Annotated in this window: 11 protein-coding genes; 2 read left to right on the forward strand and 9 right to left on the reverse strand. The window is 71.5% G+C overall.

Annotation, left to right across the window (positions count from 1 at the left end; all coding sequences use genetic code 11):
- Window positions 1-3 precede the first annotated feature (3 nt).
- The 9 genes from GPZ80_RS10020 to GPZ80_RS10060 form a co-directional block, all read right to left on the reverse strand.
- Entirely contained in the window at window positions 4-1,719 is a 1,716-nt protein-coding gene (locus GPZ80_RS10020; RefSeq protein ID WP_187220020.1) for an ABC transporter ATP-binding protein, read from the reverse strand.
- Window positions 1,716-3,557, reverse strand: a complete 1,842-nt coding sequence (locus GPZ80_RS10025) for an ABC transporter ATP-binding protein (protein ID WP_187220021.1) — start codon at window positions 3,555-3,557, stop codon at window positions 1,716-1,718. The genes GPZ80_RS10020 and GPZ80_RS10025 overlap by 4 nt, the downstream gene beginning before the upstream one ends.
- Window positions 3,558-3,690: 133 nt before the next feature.
- The gene (locus GPZ80_RS10030) at window positions 3,691-4,767 is read right to left on the reverse strand and encodes a Gfo/Idh/MocA family oxidoreductase (protein WP_187220022.1); all 1,077 of its coding nucleotides are present in this window, start codon (window positions 4,765-4,767) and stop codon (window positions 3,691-3,693) included.
- Window positions 4,767-8,813 (reverse strand): non-ribosomal peptide synthetase, encoded by a 4,047-nt coding sequence (locus GPZ80_RS10035; protein WP_187220023.1) that lies wholly within the window; start codon window positions 8,811-8,813, stop codon window positions 4,767-4,769. Before GPZ80_RS10035 ends, GPZ80_RS10030 begins: the two co-directional genes overlap by 1 nt.
- Window positions 8,810-13,309 (reverse strand): non-ribosomal peptide synthetase, encoded by a 4,500-nt coding sequence (locus GPZ80_RS10040; protein WP_187220024.1) that lies wholly within the window; start codon window positions 13,307-13,309, stop codon window positions 8,810-8,812. Before GPZ80_RS10040 ends, GPZ80_RS10035 begins: the two co-directional genes overlap by 4 nt.
- Entirely contained in the window at window positions 13,257-14,285 is a 1,029-nt protein-coding gene (locus tag GPZ80_RS10045) for an alpha/beta hydrolase (RefSeq protein WP_312880231.1), read from the reverse strand. Before GPZ80_RS10045 ends, GPZ80_RS10040 begins: the two co-directional genes overlap by 53 nt.
- Before the next feature lie 77 nt (window positions 14,286-14,362).
- Window positions 14,363-15,967 carry a tryptophan halogenase family protein gene (locus tag GPZ80_RS10050; protein ID WP_187220025.1) on the reverse strand — a complete coding sequence of 535 codons (1,605 nt, stop codon included), beginning with the start codon at window positions 15,965-15,967 and terminating at the stop codon, window positions 14,363-14,365.
- Window positions 15,968-16,038: 71 nt separating this feature from the next.
- Window positions 16,039-16,800 (reverse strand): tryptophan 2,3-dioxygenase family protein, encoded by a 762-nt coding sequence (locus GPZ80_RS10055; protein WP_187220026.1) that lies wholly within the window; start codon window positions 16,798-16,800, stop codon window positions 16,039-16,041.
- Window positions 16,801-16,845: 45 nt separating this feature from the next.
- Window positions 16,846-18,462 (reverse strand): (2,3-dihydroxybenzoyl)adenylate synthase, encoded by a 1,617-nt coding sequence (locus tag GPZ80_RS10060; protein WP_187220027.1) that lies wholly within the window; start codon window positions 18,460-18,462, stop codon window positions 16,846-16,848.
- Between the two features lie 120 nt (window positions 18,463-18,582).
- On the opposite strand from GPZ80_RS10060, the gene GPZ80_RS10065 reads away from it, so the two are divergent.
- Together GPZ80_RS10065 and GPZ80_RS10070 are read left to right on the forward strand one after the other, a co-directional pair.
- Window positions 18,583-19,353 (forward strand): thioesterase II family protein, encoded by a 771-nt coding sequence (locus GPZ80_RS10065; RefSeq protein WP_187220028.1) that lies wholly within the window; start codon window positions 18,583-18,585, stop codon window positions 19,351-19,353.
- Window positions 19,350-20,096: an SDR family NAD(P)-dependent oxidoreductase gene (locus GPZ80_RS10070; protein WP_187220029.1), complete on the forward strand. Its 747-nt coding sequence runs from the start codon at window positions 19,350-19,352 to the stop codon at window positions 20,094-20,096. Before GPZ80_RS10065 ends, GPZ80_RS10070 begins: the two co-directional genes overlap by 4 nt.
- Window positions 20,097-20,106 lie beyond the last annotated feature (10 nt).

A 20,106-nucleotide genomic window follows, 5' to 3' on the forward strand; every position in this document is an offset into this window, starting at 1 on the left:
CACTCACCCGCTCGCTGTGGACGCCGTGGAGATGTTCCAGAAGTCCGCGTAGCGGCCACCCTGGAGCAGCAACTCGTCGTGGCTGCCTTCCTCGACGATCTTGCCGCCGTCGAGGAACACGACACGGTCGGCACGGCGCACCGTGCGCATGCGGTGGGCGACGGTCACCACGGTGCGTCCCGCCATCAGCCGCTCGATCCCCTCGTGCACGGCCGCCTCGTTGACCGGGTCCAGCGACGAGGTCACCTCGTCGAGCAGGACGATCGGCGCGTCCTTGAGCAGGGCGCGGGCAATCGACACGCGCTGGCGTTCACCACCGGAGAGCCGGGCGCCGCCCTCGCCGACGTCGGCGGACCACCCTTCGGGCAGCCGGTCGATCACCTCGTCGAGCCGGGCGGCGCTCGCCGCCGCCCGCACCTCGGCGTCCGTGGCGTCGGGCCTGCCGAGCCGCACGTTCTGCTCGATGGTGCCGTCGAAGAGGTAGACGTCCTGGAACACGATGGCGATCCGCGACATCAGATCTTCGGTGTCCATCGAGCGCACGTCCACCCCGCCGATGCGCACCGCGCCCGCGTCCACGTCGTAGAAGCGCGCCAGGAGTTGGAGCAGCGTGCTCTTGCCCGCGCCCGACGGGCCGACGACCGCGAGCCGCTGCCCCACCGGGACAGTCAGCGAGACGTCGTCGAACACCACGCGGTCGCCGTGCTTGAAGGTGATGGAATCGAACTCGACACCGTGGCTGTCCGGGCGCACCGGTTCGGCGGGCTCGGGCAGCGGCGCGGTGCGCAGCACGGTGTCGAGGCGCTCCAGTTCGACTCGCGCGCCGCGCAGTTTGCCGCCGATGTCCGACAGCGACAGCAGCGGGTCGGCGCAGCGGGCGGCCAGCACCAGGATGCTCAGGAGCTCGGCGACGCCGATGTCGCCGCCGAGCCCGAGATACGTGCCCAGGACCAGAAGCAGCGTGAAGACGGTCTGCACCGTGACGGTCAGGCTGACCGCGCCCGGCAGCACCGCGCCGACACCGCGGCGCGACGTGCGCTCCACGTCCCGCAGGGCGTCGTCCAGCAGCCCGAAGCGCTCACCGGTCCGGCCACCCGCGCGCAGCACCGGCTGCGCCTGGATGAACTCGATGACGCGGCCCGCGGCCTCGTTGTCCCGCTCGTGGCGCTCGGCGTCGACAGCGGCGGACGAGCGCGCGGTCCACTTCTGGATCACCGCGACGAGCGGCGCCGCGGCCAGCGCGGCCAGACCCAGCCGCCAGTCGTAGGCGATCATCACGGCGACGATCGTCAGCGGGGTCACCATCGCCGAGATGAACGGCGACAGCAGGTGCGCGGCGACACCGAGGGCGGCGAGCAGACCCTTGCTGGCCATTGTGGACACGTCGCCGACCCGGGTGGCGTCGTACCAGCCCAGCGGCAGGCGGGCCAGGTGGTCGCCGAGCTTGTAGTACATCCCGCGCAGCATCGAGGTGCCGACCCGCATGCCGGACACGTCGCTGAGGTAGCGCAGCACCGCGTAGACCGCGACCGCGCCCGCGAAGCCGAGCAGGTAGGGCCAGGCGTCCGCGGGGTTGGCCCCGAACAGCTTGTGCAGCACGGGGACCAGCAGCGCGTAGAGCAGACCCTCGACGATCGCGGTGACCGTCATGAGGGCGACCGTGCGGCGCATCGGTTTGGCGTACTCGTTCCCGAGCACGCGCAGCAGCAATCCGATCATCGGGTTTCCTCTCCTGGCACCGCGGCGCCGCTGGGCTCGACCTGGGCGACAGCCGACTGCTGCGCCTGCCAGAACGCCGCGAACTTCCCGCCGCGGGCCAGCAGGTCCTCGGGCGAGCCGCGCTCGACGATGGCGCCGTCCTCCAGCATCACCACGGTGTCGGCGTGGGCGATGGTCTCGAGCCGGTGCGCGATGACCAGCACCGTGCGGTCGGTGCCGCGCGCGGTCAGCGCCTGGCGCACCGCGTGTTCGGTCTGCGGGTCGATGAAGGCGGTCGCCTCGTCGAGAACCAGGACGGGCGCGTCGGCGAGCAGCGCACGGGCGATCGAGATGCGCTGCGCCTCACCGCCGGACAGCTTGACGTCCTCACCGATGATCGAGTCGTAGCCTCGCGGCAGTTCGAGCGTCCGGTCGTGGATGTTGGCCAGCCTGGCCACCCGGACGATGTCGTCGTGGTCGGCCTTGGGCACCGCGAGGGCGATGTTCTCGGCGACCGAGGCCCGCAGCAGCCGGACGTCCTGGAAGACGAACGAGACCGTCCCGTAGAGCTCGCGGGAGCCGAGCTCGCGCAGGTCGACGCCGCCGAGCATGACGCAGCCGTGCGTCGGGTCGAAGAATCGCGGCAGAAGTTGGACCAGCGTGGACTTGCCGCTGCCCGAAGGGCCGACGAGCGCGGTGACCGTGCCCGGTTCCAGGGTCAGGTCGATTCCGCGCAGCACCTCCTGGTCGTCCTCGTAGCCGAACCGGACATCCCGCAGCTCCACCCGGTGCCCCCGCGCAACCACCGGGTTCTCCGGCTCGGGCAGCGGTTCGACGTCGAGCACCTCCTTGATGCGCCCGACCGCGCGGCCGGCGGTCTGCATGTCGTCGAAGCCGTGGCCGAGCGCCGCGATCGGCGCGGTCAGGCCCAGGCCGAGCAGCAGGAACGGCAGCAGGTCGGCCGCGGGCAGATCGCCACCGGTGATCAGCGAGGTGCCACCGATCAGCACCACCAGCAGCACGAACGGCGGCGAGAGCCACAGCTGCATCGCCGCGGCCACCACGGACATGCCGCGCACCCACTTGGAGAAGATGTCGACGAAGTCGTCGGCGGCCCGCAGGAACTTCTGGTGGGCGCGCTCGGCTCCGCCGAACGCCTTCACCACGGAGATTCCCTGCACGAATTCGACGACCGAACTGGCGATGCGGCCCATCGCCGCGTCGAAGTCCTTCTGCTCCTGGGTGCGGGCGGGCAGCATGAAGAACGGGACCATCAGCATCGCGAGCAGCACGGGAATCAGCGTGATCAGCGTGAGCCGCCAGTCGATCGAGAGCAGGTAGATCAGCGACGCCAGCGGCACCACGAACGCCGCGACGAGTTCGCCGGGCGCGTGGGCGATGAACGGATGGACGGCGGAGACGTCGTCTCCCACGACTTTCGCCAGCTCGCCGCTGCGGCGGCGGGAGAACCAGCCGATCGGGACGCGGCCCAACTGGGCGGCCAGCATCCGGCGGAAGCCGAGTTGCACCGCGCCGTCGACATAGTGGCCGAGCCCGAACGACGCGGACGTGAACACCAGCCGGACCAGCAGGCCGACCGCGCCGATGATCACGACGGTCCAGATGTGGTCGCGGTCCACCGGCCCCGACGCCAGCAGGCCGCGTCCGATCTCGACGACCGCGAGCAGCGGCGCGAGGCCCGCGAGCGCGCCGATGACCTGCAGGGCCACGACGACGGCGAACTTGCCTGCGAACGGGCGAAGCAGGGAACCTACCCGCGCGCCCGATGTCGCCGCGGAATCGACCTCCGGTGGCGGGGTGGCCTGCTCCCTTGCGTCAACGAGGTCGGTCACGTTCATCGGTCTCCCACTCGATTTCGACACTCCGACGATCTTGAACTTATCGACCCCGGTCCCGGCGCGATACCACAATGCGTCGTGTTCCACCAGGGTTCTCGTACGCGCGTGGACGTACGCGCCTACGCCACCGGACCTACAAGTCGGCGACAGTCAGCGGGCCGCCCGCGTCCGGCGCGGCCACGTCGGGGTAGCCGATCGCCTCGGTCAGTTCCTTCCAGGCCCGCGCGACCGCCAGGGCGCGCCTGCCGCCCCGCAGCGGATCCGCGCCCGCCTCGACCCGCGCGCGCAGGTCGTCCATCGCGGTCACCACCCCGCCACTCCACAGCTCGTCCACCGCCGTCGCCCAGGTGGGTGACTCGGCCGGGCCGAGGTAGTCGGCGGTTCGTCCGCCGAAGTCGTCGGCCCACGATCCGTCCCCGGCCGCGACGGGGAGGAACCGGCCCACCTCGTCGGACCGGACGCGCAGCACCGGGCTCCAGATCACCGGCCCGTGGGTGTTGACCAGCGTCAGGTTGCCCGCGTCGGTGCCGATGGTGATCCGGTGCAGGAACAAGCTGGTGCTGTCGTCGCCCGCCTGCATTCGGTTCTCCACGCGCAGGGTCAGCGGCACCCCGCCGACCTGACCCTGCGCGCAGGCCAGCGGCTGGCCCGCGGACCGCGGAACCGGGGCCAGCGACCACGGTTTGAGCCCGTCGAAGACCTCGGCCAGGATGCCGATCAGGTCGTAGGCGACCTGGACGGCGCACATCGCGTCGACGAACACCGGTTTGCGCAGGGTCACCAGCTTCCGTGCGGCGGCGGTGAACCGGCGAACCGGCTCAAGGTGCGGGTAGAAGGTGTTCACCAGGTACTGCGACCCGGTGCGCCGCGCCACCTTCAGGCAGTCCGCCAGCTCGGTCGGATGCACCGGATGCTCTTGCAGCACAGGGATTCCGCGTTCGAGCAGGGCCCTGGCCAACTCGGTGCCGGACCCGCCGCCCACCGCGGTCGACACGACGACGCAGGCCGCGTCGATGTCGTCGGGCAGGCTCTCGACCGAGGGATACAGCGGGACTCCGTAGTCCCGTGCGAGTGCCGTGGACCGGGCGCTGCCCCTGGCCACGATGCCCGCGAGTTCGTAGCCCTCGGCGCGAGCCAGGGCCGAGAGGTAGATCTGGCCGAAGCGCGTGCCGCACACGACAACGCGCATCGGGCGGGGCGGCTGGGTCATCATCGGCCCGTCAACGCCGTCGAGATCGCGTCCGCGGTCCTGGACACGTTGGGCCGCTGAAGGCAGGTGACGTGATCACCGGGCACGTCCACAACAGTCACGTCGCCAAGGCACAGTTCGCTCCAGAACTCCGTTGTGTCCTTTTCGGACTCGGTGGGCCGGAGCAGCGTGAGGTCGTCGGCGTAGGGCGCGGGGTCGTAGCAGGCCACCGCCTCGGCGGTGTGCGAGAGCACCGACCCGCTCTCCCCCGCATCCTGGCCCGCGGTGCCGGACAGGATGGTCAGCCGTGCCGTCGCGTCCGCCTCGCCGAGCGCCCTGGCCAGTTCCAGCGCGATCGGACCGCCGAGGCCGTATCCGATGACCTCCACCTCGCCGAAGCCCGCGGCCAGCACCTCGCGCGCGTATCCCCCGGCCAGCGTCTCGATGAGCTCCGCCGCGGCGATGCCGAGGTAGCCGTCGGCGTCGGGCGCGGTGAGTCCCAACAGCGGCCCGGCGCCGGTGAGGCCTTCGATCAGTTCCTGGTAAGCGGCAAGGGTTCCCGTGCCGTCGTGCACGAGCAGGCGCACCGGACCGGTCCCCTCCATCACGAGCGGGACAAGCGCCTGCCGCGCCGGCACCGCGCCGGGCGTCGCCACCGGTTCCGCCGCGGCGCCGGACTGCAGCCACTTGCCCAGCCCGGACACCGTGGGCGTGTCCAGCAGGGCGCGCAGCAACACGTCGAACGCGATCCGCGCGGCAGCGGGGACGCGCTCGCGCACCTGCCCGACGAACTGCGCGGCGAGCAGCGAGTTTCCGCCCGCGTCGAAGAATCCCTTGGTGCGGCTGGGAACCGGACCGCCGAGCACTTCGACCCACAGCTGCGCGATGCGCTCCTCGACACCCGGGTGCGGCGGCTCGGCGGGTTCCCCGCCAGGAACAGTCGACCCGGCCGACGCGGGCGTCGAGTCGAGCAGCCGCTTGCGGTCCACCTTGCCGTTCGCGGTGAGCGGTAGGGCGTCAACCACCTGTACCCGCGCGGGAACCATGTGGCCGGGCAGGCGCTGGGCCACCCAGCCGACCAGATCCAGCGGGTCGACCGGCTCGCCCGGCCGGGCGGGGATCACGAACGAGACCAGCGCCCGCTCGAACGCGTCGCGGCCCGCCGCCAGCACCACGCAGGTGCCCACGTCCGGATGCTCGCCGAGCACCGCCTCGATCTCGCCGAGTTCGATCCGGTGGCCGCGGATCTTGACCTGCTGGTCGGCGCGGCCGAGGAACTCGATCTCGCCGTTGGGCAGGTACCGGCCGAGGTCGCCGGTGCGGTAGAGCCGCTCGCCGGTGTCCGGGTGCGCGAAGAAGCGCTCGGCGCTGCGCTCGGCGTCGTTGAGGTAGCCGTCGGCCAGGCCCGCGCCCGCGATGTAGAGGTCGCCGGGGACCAACTCCGGCCGGTCGCGCAGCGCGGAGTCGAGCACGTGGAAGCGCTGGTTCGCCAGCGGCAGGCCGTAGGGGATGCTGCGCCAGTGCGGCTCGACGGTCGTGATCCGGTGGTAGTTCGACCAGATCGCCGCCTCCGTGGCGCCGCCGAGACTGATCAGTTCGGCGTCCGGCACGTGCCGTCCGGCGTGCGCGGGCAGCGACAACGGGATCCAGTCGCCGGACAGCAGGGCCAGGCGCAGCGTGGGCAGCGCGACGGGCTCGACGTCGAGGTAGTGCATCAGCATCTGCAGCTGCGCGGGCACCGAGTTCCACAGCGTCACACCGTGCTCGGCGACCACCGCGGCCCAGTGCGACGGATCGCCGCGCCGGGTCGCGTCGGGCAGCACCAGGGCGGCGCCGAGGGCGGGCGGGCCGAACAGGTCGTAGACGGACAGGTCGAAGCTCAGCGCCGCCAGGCCCAGCACCCGGTCCGCCGCGCCGACGGCGAAGCGCGCGTTGATGTCGTGCACGGTGTTCGCCGCGGCCTCGTGGCTGATCATCACGCCCTTGGGCGTGCCGGTCGATCCCGAGGTGTGCATGACATAGGCGAGTTCGCTCGCGGCCACTCGGGGCGGCTCGGGCAGTTCGGCGACCGGGATCGGCCGCACGTCGGTGACGTCGACCGCGTGAACGCCCGGCGGCGGCGCGTCGGCCGCGGCGGCATCTGGGGATTCCGCCACCACCACGAACTTCGCCCCAGCGGCGGTCAGGATGCCGTCGCGGCGCACCCGGGGCTGGCCCAGGTCGACCGGGACGTACACCCCGCCCGCGAGCAGCACGCCGAGAACGCCGACCACCTGGGCCCGCGACTTGTCGACCAGGACGCCGACGAAGTCCCCCGGCGCGCACCCGGCGGCGCGCAGCCGCTCGGCCACCGCGGCCGCCCTGCCCAGCCACTCGCCGTAGGTCATCGACCCGGTCGCGTCGATCACCGCGACCCGGTCGGGGAACTCGCGCCCGTAGGCCATGAGCGGCTCGTGCAGCAGGCCGCCCGGGGTAGACGCCTCGGTCGCGTTCGCCTCGGCCCGACGGGCCCGCTGCGACTCGGGCAAGGGCTGCGGGTCGACCGCCGACCACGTCGCGTCCGAGGCCGCCAGCCCATGCAGGAGCCCGACGAACGCGGCGAACATGTCGTCGACCAGGCCGTCGGGGAAGATCCCCTCGCGCACGTCCCAGTTCATGTCGAGGCCGCCGAGCTGGTCGCCCACCTGGCAGTCGATCCACACCTGCGGGGTCTGGCTGATCCCGTACACCGGGCGCGCCTTGCGACCCGCCGCCGAGGCCGTCTCGCCGCCGACGCCGATGCTGCCCGTGAACACCACCGCAAGCGCGGTCGCCGCGTCGCGGCCACGGCGCCTGGCGAGTTCGCGCAGCACCTCCACACCGCTGAACAGCCGGTGGTCGAGGTCGTCGAAGACGCGTTCGCCGATGGCGCGGGCGCGGTCGGCGAAGCTCGCCCTGCCCTCGAGGTCCACGGCGAGCACGCTCAGCGAGGTGAAGTCGCCGAGCATCCGGTCGACCCGCGGGTGCAGCGGAATCCGGTTGAGCACGGGCAAGCCGAGGCAGAAGCGCTCGCCCCCGCTCCAGCGGCCGATCGTCTCGGCGAACGCCGCGAGAACCGCGTTCGCCGCGGTGATCCCGTGCCCGCCCGCGCGCTCCTTCAGCGCCTGCCACACCCGACTGTCCACAGTGGTGCTCAGCCTGCGGAACAACGGGGGCGCTGTCGCCGGGTCGTGGTCGTCACGGGTCGGCAGAGCGGGCGCGCCGGGCAGGTCGTCGAGGCGCTTCATCCAGTACTCGCGGTCGCGGGTGTGCCGCGGGGTGTCGCGCAGCCGCTTCTCCGCCAGGACATAGTCGCGGAAGCTCGCGTCGAGCGCGGGCAGTTCGCAGTCGGGCCGCTGATAGCGGCGGTCCAGTTCGGACAGCAGCAGCCGGATGCTGATCCAGTCCAGGGCCATGAAGTCCACCGAGACGTGCAGCACGCTGCGGTCGTCGGCGCGGGTCAGGCGCAGCTCGTACATCGGGCGCACGCCCGCGGGGTGCACCTGGTGGGAGATCTCGTCCCGGACAGCGTCGATCGCCCGCAGCACCGCCTCCGCCGGCGCGCCGCGCAGGTCGGCGACGGGGATGCGGGTGTCGGCGAGGTCGGGCAGGACGCGCTGGGTGCCGTCCTCGCCGATGACCACCCGCAGCGCGTCGTGCCTGCGCACCAGGCTGTCCCACGCCCGCTGGAACCGCTCGGGGTCCAGGTCGGCCGGGTACTCAAACTCCTCGTAGATGTGGCAGGAGACGCCGCCGTAGGCGAACGCCCCGTTGCGGCCGAACAGGTACGCGGACTGGACATCGGTCAGCGGGAACGGCTCCAGCCGCGCCTCCGGGTCGTCCTGCCACAGCGACTCGCCCGCGGCGGGCCGCGCGCTCGGCTGCCCCTCGGGCAGCACGGTGAGCAGGTCGGCCTTGAGGCTGCGCAACTTCGCCTTGCGCTCCTCGGTCATGGCGCCGCGGGAAGCGCGAAACCTCAGCTGCCCTTCCTCGCGCCACAGCTCGATCCCGGCCGCGCCGAGTTCCTCGATCAGTTCCCCCGCGCTCAAAGCGAACCCTCCTCGATGTCCTCGGCCGCGGTGGCGGACGCGTCGATCAACGCGCTCAGGCCCGCGACCGTCGGCGTGCGCATGACCTCGCGCATCGGCACGTCGACGCCGTGCTCCCCGCGCACCTCGGCGACGAAGCGGGTGGCGAGCAGGCTGTCGCCGCCGAGCCGGAAGAAGTTCTCGTCGCGGCCGACCGAGTCGAGCCCGAGCAGCTTCATCCACAGCTGGGCGACGAACTCCTCGGTCGTGCCGCGCGGCGGGTCGCCCACGTCGCGCGGCCGGTCGACGGACTGTTCGAGCGCGGTGAGGATCCGTCCGCGATCGACTTTGCCGTTCGCGCTGAGCGGGAGCACCGGCAGCACCGCGAGGTGCGCGGGCACCATGTGCTCGGGCAGGCGGCCGACCGCCTGCCGGCGAAGGGCGGCCAGGTCGACTCCGCGCGCCGACACCGGCCGGTCCGCGGTCAGCAGGATCTCGCCGGTGCGCTCCGCGCGCAGCACCTGGATGTCGCCGAATCCGGCATCGGTGAGGGCCTGGGTCCAGCGCCGCGGGCCGTGCAGCCAGCCCGTGCCGTGCGCGCCGTCCTCGAACCGGCCCGCCCGCGCCTCCAGCGGCAACGCGGTGATCAACGCCAGCGGCGTCGGGTAGGCGCGTTCGAGCAGGTAGAGCCTGCCGCCGGGGGCGAGCAGCACAGCCATCGTGGCCGCGGCAACGTCCGGGTCGGGCATCCGGTGCAGCACGTTGTCGGCGACGACGGCGGCGAAGGCGTGGACGTGCTGCTCGGCGATCGCCTCGGGTCCCTGCGGCGACACCCGCGTGCGGTGCCCCTGCTCGGCCAGCAGCATCTCGGCCTTGGCCAGGGCGGGCGCCGAGGAGCCGAGCAGGGTGTACTCGACCGCGTCGGAGGCCAGTTCGGTGAGCACCCGCGCGGCGCCGTTGCCGCCCGTCACCGCCCACTGCGCCACCGCGCCGGACCGGCCGCGTAGGTCCGCGCCGATGGCCTTGAGGCAGTCGGCCGTCGCGGGCATCAGGTCGTTGAGCGCTTCCGGGGCCAGCACCGGATCGTCGAGCAGCGCGGTGGCGTCGGCGCCACCGGAGACGATCCCGGTGAACAGCGGCACCGCCCACTGCAGCGCGGTCGCGACGGCCGCGAACGGCGTGCCGACGGCCGATTCGCGCACCTGCTTGATCCACGCCTGGTCCGTGACCTCGGCCCACCGGGGACCCTGCGTGCGGGCGGCACCCGTGCGGCGCACCACCGCACGCTGGGCGAGGTAGCCGAGCCAGATGTCCAGGACAGGGCGCTGCTGCGCGCACACGGGCAGCGCGGCGGCGGGCCCGTCGACCAGCGGCGCGACGACACCCGCGAGCAGTGCCTCCACCAGTTGGTGCTCCAGCGGGTTCGCCTCGGCGTCCGCGACGGGCGGCAGGAACTCGCTGCCCGCGGCGGCTGGGCGGTCTCCGTCCTGGTGGCCGCGCTCCCCCGCCGCCGAACGCTCGGTCACGGCGGCGACGACCCCGCGGCGGCCCTCGGTGACCACCACCGCGACGGCCTGGGCCACCTCGGCGTCGGCCTGCAGGCAGGACTCGATCTCGCCGAGCTCCACCCGAAATCCATTGATCTTGACCTGGTGATCGAGGCGGCCGAGGAACTCGAGGTTGCCGTCGGGCCAGTAACGGCCGAGGTCACCGGTGCGGTACCAGCGCTCGCCGTCGACGACCGGGAACCGCGCGGCGGTCAGTTCGGCGTCGCCTCGGTAGCCGAGCGCGACACCGACGCCGCCGATCCACAGCTCGCCGGGCACCCAGTCCGGGCAGTCGCGGCCGCGGCCGTCGACGACGCGGAACTTCTGGTTCTTCAGGGGCTTGCCGTACGGGATCGATCGCCAGCCATCCTCGACCGCGGCGACGTCGAACGAGTTCGACCAGATCGCGGCCTCGGTGGCGCCGCCCGCGGCGACGAACCGGCACCGACCGCTGGTCGCCTCGGCCAGCCGCGCCGGCAAGTCGAGCCCGATCCAGTCACCGGAGAGCAGCGCGACGCGCATCGACTCGGGCAGCGGCTTGCCCTCCGCCGCGATCAGCACCATGTCGAGCAGGGCGGGAACCGTGTTCCAGATGGACACCGAATGCCGGTGGCACAGCGCCAGCCACTCGGCGGCGTCGCGCCGACCGGCCTCGGAGACCAACACGGCAGCGCCGCCCGCCGCGAGCGGGCCGAAGATGTCGTACACCGACAGGTCGAAGTCGAGGGCGGACACCGCCAGCACCCGATCGTGCGCCTCGACGCCGAACCGCTCGTTGATGTCCTCGACGGTGTTGACGCTGGCGCGGTGGCTCAGCTCCACGCCCTTCGGCAGACCGGTGGAGCCCGAGGTGAAGATCACGTAGGCGGGGTCGTCCGGCTCGGCGGGCACCGGAGCGCTCAGCGGGGCCTCGGCCAGTGCGGCCTCGATCAGGACCACCTCGACGCCCGTTTCGGCCGACTCCAGCTGACCGGTGCCGTCGAGGATCACCTTGGCGCCGCTCAACTCCAGGATGCGCGCGCGCCGCTCGGCCGGCTGGTCGACGCCGATCGGGACGTACGCCGCACCGGCGGCGAGCACGCCGAGGACCGCCGCGATCTGCCGGTCGCCCTTCGGCGCGACCACCGCGACATACGAGCCGCGGCCGATACCGCGTCGCGACAGGGCGCCCGCGACGGCCAGCGCTTGCCGAGCGAGTTCGTCGTGCGCCAGTGACTCGTCATCGCCCCACAGCAACGCGGGCAGGCCCGCCCGCGCCTCCGAGTGCTCGAAGAACGCGGTGTGCAGCAGGTTGTCGGTCAGCTCTCGGGTGTCGGAGTTGACCTCGGCGCGCACCGCGCGCTGCGCAGCGGGCAGCGCGAGCTCCGGCAGGGCGTCCCACGACCCGACGAGCAGCGACCGCACCAGCGCCTCGTAGGCCGCGATCATCGTGTCGAGCACGTCGGCGGGGAAGAGCTCCTCGACCGCGTCCCACACGAGGCGGACGTTGTTGTCGCAGGTGCGGTAGATCTGCTGGTCGAGCCAGATCTGCGGGGTCTGCGAGATCATCCACGAGACGTCGCCGAAGCGGTCGGCCCACTCGTCGGGGATCAGCGGGGCGGACAGGTCGTAGGAGAACACGACCGGCGCGGTGCGGGGCGCGTCGACGTCGGCGCGGGCGAGATCGCGCAGCACGTCGACACCGGTGTAGGCGGCGTGCCCGATGTCGGAATGCAGCTGCCGCTGCACGTCGCGCGCGCAGTCGGCGAAGCTCTCGCCCGCCAGCTTGACCTCCACCAGCACCAGGCCGGAGAAGTCGCCGATCAGCCTGCCGATCTCGGGGTGCGCGGCGAGGTCGCGGTCGAACAGCGGCAGGCTGAGCAGGAAGTGATCGTCCCCGCTCCACCGGGACAGGACCAGCGAGTAGGCGGTGGCCAGCACCGCGGCGGGCGTCAGGCCCGCCTCGCCGCAGCGTCGCTCGAGCGCGACCCACTCGTCCGCGCTCAACTCCCAGTGCCTGCGCACGAACTTGTGCTTGGTGACGGTTTCCGGGTCGACGGCGAGCGGCAGCTTCGGGCCGCCGGGTAGCGACGGCACGCGCCGCTGCCAGTACGGGCGCGCCCGCTCGCGGTCGGCCTCGCGGGTCGCGGCCTGGTCGGCCTGGTACTGGCCGAAGGTGTAGGTGAGCTCGGGCAGCCCGTCGGGGTCGTCGTACAACGCGACCAGTTCGACCAGGATCACCCGGAAGCTGGCCAGGTCGGCGGCGACGAGGTCGATGTTGAGGTGCAGCCGGTCGACTCCGCCGGGAAGCCGCGTCAGCGAGACGTCGATGACCTCGCCCTCGTCGACGCGCAGCCACCGGTGGGACAGCTTGTCGCGCACCGCGAGCGCGGACGCCTCGGCCCGCTCGGGCGTCTGGTCGCGCCAGTCGTTGACCGTCAGGCCCGGCCACGGCGACTCGGGGAGGATGTGGTGCATCGCGTCTTCGCTGAACCGCGCCCGCAGCATGGGATGGCGCTCGATGAGCGCGCGCACCGCGGCCTCAAGGCGCTGGGGCTCAAGCTCCGGCACGTCGAACTCGATGTAGTTGTGGCAGCCGATCCCGCCGAGGGCCTGGTGGTCGGCGCGGCCGAACAAATAAGCCTGCTGCACCGGCGTCAGCGGGAACGTGCTCAGCGGAGCGCTCGCGGCGGCGGGCTCTGGTTCCGGTTCGGGGGCCGCGGGTTCAGCGGTGATCGCGAACTCGGCCCACGCCGACAGCCGGGGGTCGGCGGACAGCTGCGCGAAGGTGACCTCGGAGCGCGCGCCGTTGAGCCGCTGGGTCAGCCGCATCAGGTCCATCGACTGCAGACCGAGTTCGAAGAGGTTGGTCTCGTCGTCCTCCGGGGTCAGCTCGATGCCGAGGACGCCGGACACCGTCTCGCGCAGTGCGTCGCGATCAGCCGCGGCGGTCACGCCCGCCGACCCCGATTCGTGGTTCTCCGGTGACATTTCCAAGCTCCCTTGCGCGCTGTCCATCGATGCCCCTGCCGTGAAGATCACGAATACCGTCTGTTGTGGACCCCTCAGACACCTCGACGCCGTGTGGGGCGCGCCGTTTTTCCCTACGCCCCAAGAGCTTGGCGGTCGCGTCGCCGAGTTCCGTGCCCGGCCGACCGAGGTCGTAGGCCAAGTCGAAGTGGTTGCGGGACCGGGCGACCAGGTCGGTGACGTCGCCGCCGAGGGCGCGGACGGCGTGGACGAACTCCCGCTGCTGTCTGCCGAATTCGTCGGTCTCGTGCTCCCCCCGCGCCACCACGAGCGGCGGCAGCGCCGGACCGAGGTGGTGCGTCGGGCTGCACGCGCGCGCGGTGGCGGTGTCCAGTCCGAGTGGCGCGTTGACGTAGGTGCGCGCCACGGGTTCGAGGTCGTACACCCCGCTGAGCAGGATCGCGCCCGCCACCGCGTCCACGGCACGGGTCCCGGTCCGCCGCCAGCCCACCTCGTCGAGCAACGCCATGGCGATCAGGTGCGCACCCGCCGAGCAGCCCGCGAGGTAGACCGATCCGGGCTTGCCGGGCAGGTGGTCGAGATTGGCGCAGATCCAGCGAATGCCGCCCGCCGCCATGGCGATGATCTCGGGCAGGGTGTATGCCGGAGCGAGTCCGTACCCGAGCGCCGCGACCGACACCCCGGCGGGCACCAGGTCGGGCGCCATGAACGCCGACTCGTTCTTGCTGACCTCCTGCCAGTACCCGCCGTGGACGAACACCAGCAACGGCCCACCCGGATCCCGAGCCGGGAATAGGTCGAACGACTCCTCCGGCCTCTGTCCATATCGGACGCCGACCTCGACGTCGAGCCGCTCCCGCGCCGCCGCGCTCCGCTGCGCGTACTCGGTCATGTAAACGGTGATGTCGGGGACGCACGAACTCGGCGAATACTGGGTGTCCAGGGTTTCCTGGTCGTACGAAAGGTAGATCGTCACGTGACCTTCCACCGGTCGGTCGCGGGCCGGGGCCGGATCCCGCGGCTGCGGTCCGGCCCCGGCGAACGCACGCGGGGCTACTTGGCGTTGGCGCGCATGGCGGCGAAGAACTCGTTCTGGCTCGGCAGTTCCTGAACCAGCTTGTCCGCCTTCTGGCGAATGCGGTCGAACTCGACCTGCGCGGCGGTCGGGTCGGCCAGGTCCAGCGCCGGGGAGTGCTTGACCTCGATGCCCCCCGCGCCGAGCAGGATGCAGTTGTAGGAGTACGGCGGCAGGCCGTGGTAGTACGGGTAGACCGACTCCGAGTCAGGCACCTTGTGCTTCCAGATCTCGATGCGCTCGGCGAGCGCGTCCGGGATCTTGCGCGTCTTGGTGTCCTTCCAGTACCGGTTGTCGGCCCGCTTCGCGCCGACGTAGTGCAGGCACAGGAACTCGCGGACACCCTCCATCACGTGCTCGATCGAGCGGTTGTACGCGTCGCGGCGCACGTCGTCGTCGCGGCCGCCCGGGAAGTACCGGACGATCTGCTCGATGGCGTGGTGGATGAAGAAGATGCCGGTCGACTCCAGGGGCTCGACGAAGCCGCTGGCCAGCCCGATCCCGACGACGTTGTTCACCCAGGAGCGCTCACTGCGGCCGATGCGCATCTTGATGTGGTTGGCCTGGACGTCGGCGGCCTCGGGGCCGACGAACTCGCGCAGCGTCTTCTCGGCCTCCTCGGCCGAGAGGTACTCGTCGGCGTAGACGTATCCGGTGCCGATCCGGCTGATCAGCGGGATCGTCCAGATCCAGCCCGCGTCCTGGGCGGTCGCGGTGGTGCACGGCCGGATCGCCTTGCGCTCCATGTCCATCGGGACCTGCAGGGCGACCGCGCTGTTGTTGGGCAGGGTGTCCTGAAAGGACACGAACGGCTCACCGAGGGCCTGCTTCAGCAGCAGCGCGCGGAAACCGGTGCAGTCGATGTACAGGTCGCCGGAGAGCGTGCCGTTCTCGGCGGTGTTCACGTGCGAGACGAAACCCTGGTGGTCCAACGCGACATCGACGACGTTGTCGGTGATGTGCTTGACACCGCGGTCGGTGCCGTATTTCGTCAGGAACTTCGCCAGCAGGTGGGCCTCGAAGTGGTAGGCGTACGGGAACTGCGCGCCCTGGTACTCGGCGATGTTCGACCGCGCCGACTGGCCGTCGCCGACGTTCTCGAACACGCCCTGGGCCAGCGGGGTGCCGTCGGCGTAGCGGGGCGAGCGCTCGGCGTCGCACAGCGCGGCCATGACGAAGCAGTCGCGGTCGAACCGGCTCGACTGCGGCATCCGCAGCCACCAGTCGCTCAGCGAGAAGCCGTCGACGGACCCGAGTTGCTCGAACGGGTGGTAGAAGTGATGGCCGGGCTCGCGCCAGTCCTCGAACCGCACCCCGAGCTTGTAGGTGGCGTTGCAGGCGGGCATCCAGTCGGACTCCTCCAGCCGGAGGAACTCGAAGAAGTGCCGGATGTCGCTGAAGGTCGCCTCACCGACACCGATGGCGCCGATCTGGGCCGACTCCACCACGGTGACGTCGACGCGGTCGCCGAAGGCTGCCTTGAGGTAGGCGGCGGTCATCCAGCCTGCCGTGCCGCCACCGACGATGACGACGCTCTTGGTCTTGCCCGGGTCGGTCAGGTTGGCGGCAGCGCCACTGTTCATCATTACTGCGTTCTCCTTAAACAGGTGACTCGCTTGGTGTTTGGTGAGCGCTTGGTGTTCGGCGAGGCGAGTCAGGCCCAGCCGCCCGCGCCCGGCAGCGGGTGCTCGCCGTCGCTGCACTCGTGCCGAGGAAAGACCTCGGGGAACAACGTTCGTTTGGTCGATCGCCAGAGGTACGCCGCACCCGACGAACCCGCCGTTCCCAGCGCGCCACCGAGGAGCTTGTCCGCCAGTTCGGCGTGCAGCGCCCGCCACGCCCGCACCGAGTCGTCGAGGTTCGACAACACGTCGTGAACGCGCTCGACAAGGGAGAGACCAGGGGGCACCGCGTCGGCGCCCGCCCGCTCCCGATACTCGACGAAGGCGGCGCCCACGGACTTCTCGTCCAGGCGCGCCACCAACCTGGCCCGCTCGGCGGCACTGAGCCCGGAGATGTTGAGGAACCGGGGATCCCTGGCGCCACAGAGGAACTCGATCTCGCGGTACTGGGCCGACTGGAACCCGCTGGAGGTCCCGAGCGTCGCCCGGATCTCGTCGAAGGACTCGGGAGTCAGCGTCATCAGCACGGCGAAATGCTCGGCGACGACCCGCATCACGTGGGGCAGCCGTTCGAGCAGCGCGACCGCCACGAGCCCGTCGTCGCGGGTCAGCGCGTCCCGCGCCTGCTCAAGGTGGCGCAGCACCACGGCGAACCAGATCTCGCAGGACTGGTGCGCCGCGAAGAACAGCGTGCGGTCCGGCGTGTCGTGCACGCAGGCCAGTTCGAGGAACTCGTCCAGGTGCAGGATTTCCCCGTAGGCCAAGGATTGGCCTGCGTCTACCGGCTTGGTCATCGCGTAAGTCCCTTCTCACCAGCCATCGCCGCGCGGATCGGGCGCTCAGCTGCCCTGCGGCTGCGTCAGGCGCGCGCGCAGCGCGTTCTTGTCGACCTTTCCGACCGGCGTGCGCGGGAGATCGGGTACGACGATCAACTCGTCCGGCAGCTTGTACGAGGCCAGGCCGCGGCCGCGGATGTGCTCACGGATCGCCCGCAGCGTCGGCGGCGCGCCGGTGTCGGCGGCCTGCACCACGAAGACGCACAGGCGCTCGTCGCGCTGTTCGTCGGGGACGCCGACCACGGCGGTGTCGCGGATCTGGGAGTGGGTCAGCACGTGGCTCTCCACTTCCTCGGCGGAGACCTTCTCACCGAGGTGGTGGATGATGTCCTTCAGCCTGCCCTCGATGACGAGGTTCCCGTCGTCGGTCAGCCTGGCCAGGTCACCGGAGCGGTAGAAGCCGTCGGCGGTGAACGAGCGGCGGTTGACCTCGGGCGCGGCGAAGTAGCCGCGGATCGTGTACGGGCCGCGGGTCAGCAGTTCGCCGGTCACCCCCGTGGGGACGTCGTTGCCCTCCGCGTCGACGACGCGGATCTCGTCCTCGGGGCAGATCGGCCTGCCCTCACAGGTGTAGACCAGCTCGATCGGGTCGCTGAGGCGGGTCGAGGTGATCAGACCCTCGCCGATGCCGTAGACGTTCATCAGGCGGCAACCCAGGCTCGTGCGGACCCGATCGACCGCCGTGGCGCTGAACTTCGAGCTGCCGACCTGGATCACCATGCCGGTCATGTCGACGGGCGAAGTGTGGGCGGTCTCGGCCCACAGCAAAGCCAGGGCAGGCACCAGCGCGGTGTGGGTGACGCCCTCGTTCGTGATCAGCGGGAACACCAGCTCCGGGCTGGGATTGCCCGCCAGCACAGCCTTTCCGCCGACAACCAGCGCGCCGAGCGCACCAGGGCAGCCGAGCGCGGCGTTGTGCGGGACGGGGTTCGCGGCGAGGTACACACTGTCCTCGGCGAACTCGACCACCTCCGCGCACGCGAACATGTTGTAGGCGTAGTCGTCGTGGGTCCGGGGGATCAGCTTCGGCACGCCGGTGGTCCCGCCCGAGAGCAGCAGCAGCGCCACGTCGGCGGCGTCGACCGGCGGCAGGTCCCTGATCTCGGACTTGGCCAGGTCGGCCAGGGCGGTGAACTCGGCGGCGTCGCCGACGATCACGACGTGCTTCAGGTGTGGGGCGTCGGTCTGGACCTCGCGGGCCAGCACGCGGAAATCGAAGCCCTGGAACCGGTCGGGGCCGACATAGCCCACGGCGCCCGAGGCGATCGCGAGCTGGGTGATCTCGTCGCGGCGGTGGCCGGGAAGGGCCATCACGGGAACCGCGCCGAGCCGGAACAGACCGACCATGGTGGTCAGGAACTCGATGACGTTGGGCAGGTGCAGCATGACTCGGTCGCCCGAGCCGACGCCGAGCCCGGCCAGGCCCGCGGCGATCCGGTCGGCCTCGTCGAGGAGTTGGGTGTAGGTGACCCGACGGGTCGCGTCGACCGCGGCGATCTTGTCCGGATGGCGCCGGGCGCTCTCGGCGACGAGTTGCCCGAGGGCGACGCCTTTCCAGTAGCCCGCGCTCCGGTAGCGCTCGGCGAGCTCGGGTGGCCACGGCACGAACCCGTCCAGCATGTGTCCTCCTCGGTTGCGACACCTCCAGACTCGGTCAGCCGCCCCGAGCCCGCACCGAGCCCCGACAGAGCTTTGAAAGTTTGCGGCGAGTGGACCAGTGCCATCGTGACCCTCGTTCGTGTGAACCGGGTACGCACACGCGATCGAGGCTGGGTACGGGCCATCACCAGTGGCGAGGAGCCTGCTGTTCGGCTCCTCTGTTTCCCGCATTCCGGTGGGTCGGCGGCCACCTTCCGCGGCTGGGCGGCGGGGCTGCCCGAGGACGTGCAGCTCCTCGCGGTGCAGTACCCCGGCCACGGAGACCGGATCGCCGAGGACCCCGCGGGTGGCGTCGCCGAAATGGCATCGGCCGTCGCGGCGGAACTCGGCCGGTTCGGCCCGGCGGACTGGGCGCTGTTCGGGCACAGCTTCGGCTCCCTGGTCGCCTACGAGACGGCGCGGGTGCTGCAGGACGACGGCAGGTCCGCGCGGGCGCTGTTCGTCTCGGGTGCGCGCGCACCCCGGCACGCGGGCGGCGGAACCACCCACCGCCGATCCGACGACGAACTCTGGGCGGCCGTGCGCGAACTCGGCGGGATCGAGCCGGAGATCGCCGACGACCCCGACTTCCGGGAACTGCTGCTGCCCGCGCTGCGGTCGGACATCACCCTGCACGAGACCTACGCGCCCGATCCGCACGCGGTGCCGCTGACGGCCCCTGTCCACGCCTACCACAACACCGAGGACCCGTTGGTCGACGCCGAGACAGTGGCGAGGTGGGCGTCGGTGGCAGGTGGCGAGTTCAGCACGCGGGCGTGGCCGGGCGGCCATTTCGCGTTCGCCGAGAATTCGACCGAGCTGATCGCCGACCTCGTCGCATGCCTCGCCGAGAACGCCGAGGCGGCGCGATGAGCCTCGCCGGGAAGTCGGTCTTGGTCACGGGCGCGGCCACCGGCATCGGCCGGGGCATCGCCGAGTGCCTGCTGAAGTCGGGCGCTCTCGTCACCGTCGTCGGTCGCCGCGAGAAGCCGCTGCGCGAGTTGGCGGACCGCTACGGCGACGCCGTCGCGATCGTCGCGCTGGATGTCTGCGCCGCAGGCGCTGCCGAGCGGATCGTCGCGGCGGCGACCGGCCGGTTCGGTGCGCTCGACGCGGTGGTGAACAACGCGGGCATGGCCCGCTTCGGCAACCTCGACGCGGCCGACCCCGAGGACTTCGACGCGATGTTCGCCGTCAACGTCCGCGCGCCCGCCGACCTGATCCGGTGCGCGCTGCCCGAGCTTCGGGCCCGCAAAGGCAGCGTTGTCAACATCTCCTCGGTCGGCGGTGTGCTGTCCATGCCGGGCCGGGCGTACTACGGCGCGACCAAGGCGGCCCTCAACAGCCTCACCCGCTCGCTGGCGCGCGAAGTCGCTCCCGATGTGCGGGTGAACGCGATCCTCCCCGGCCCGGTGGACACCCCGATGTGGACGGCGACCGGCCTCGACAGCGCGGGCATCGACCAACTCCGGGTGGGGTTGGTCGCCTCCACCCCGATGGGCCGCTTCGGCGACGAGGCGGAGATCGGCCACTGGGTCGCGATGCTGCTCGACCCGGAGCTGTCGGGCTGGGTCACCGGCGCGCTGATCCCGATCGACGGCGGCCGCACCGCATGACGAACCTCAA

It is taken from the genome of Actinokineospora xionganensis, assembly GCF_014323725.1.
GTDB lineage: Bacteria > Actinomycetota > Actinomycetes > Mycobacteriales > Pseudonocardiaceae > Actinokineospora > Actinokineospora xionganensis.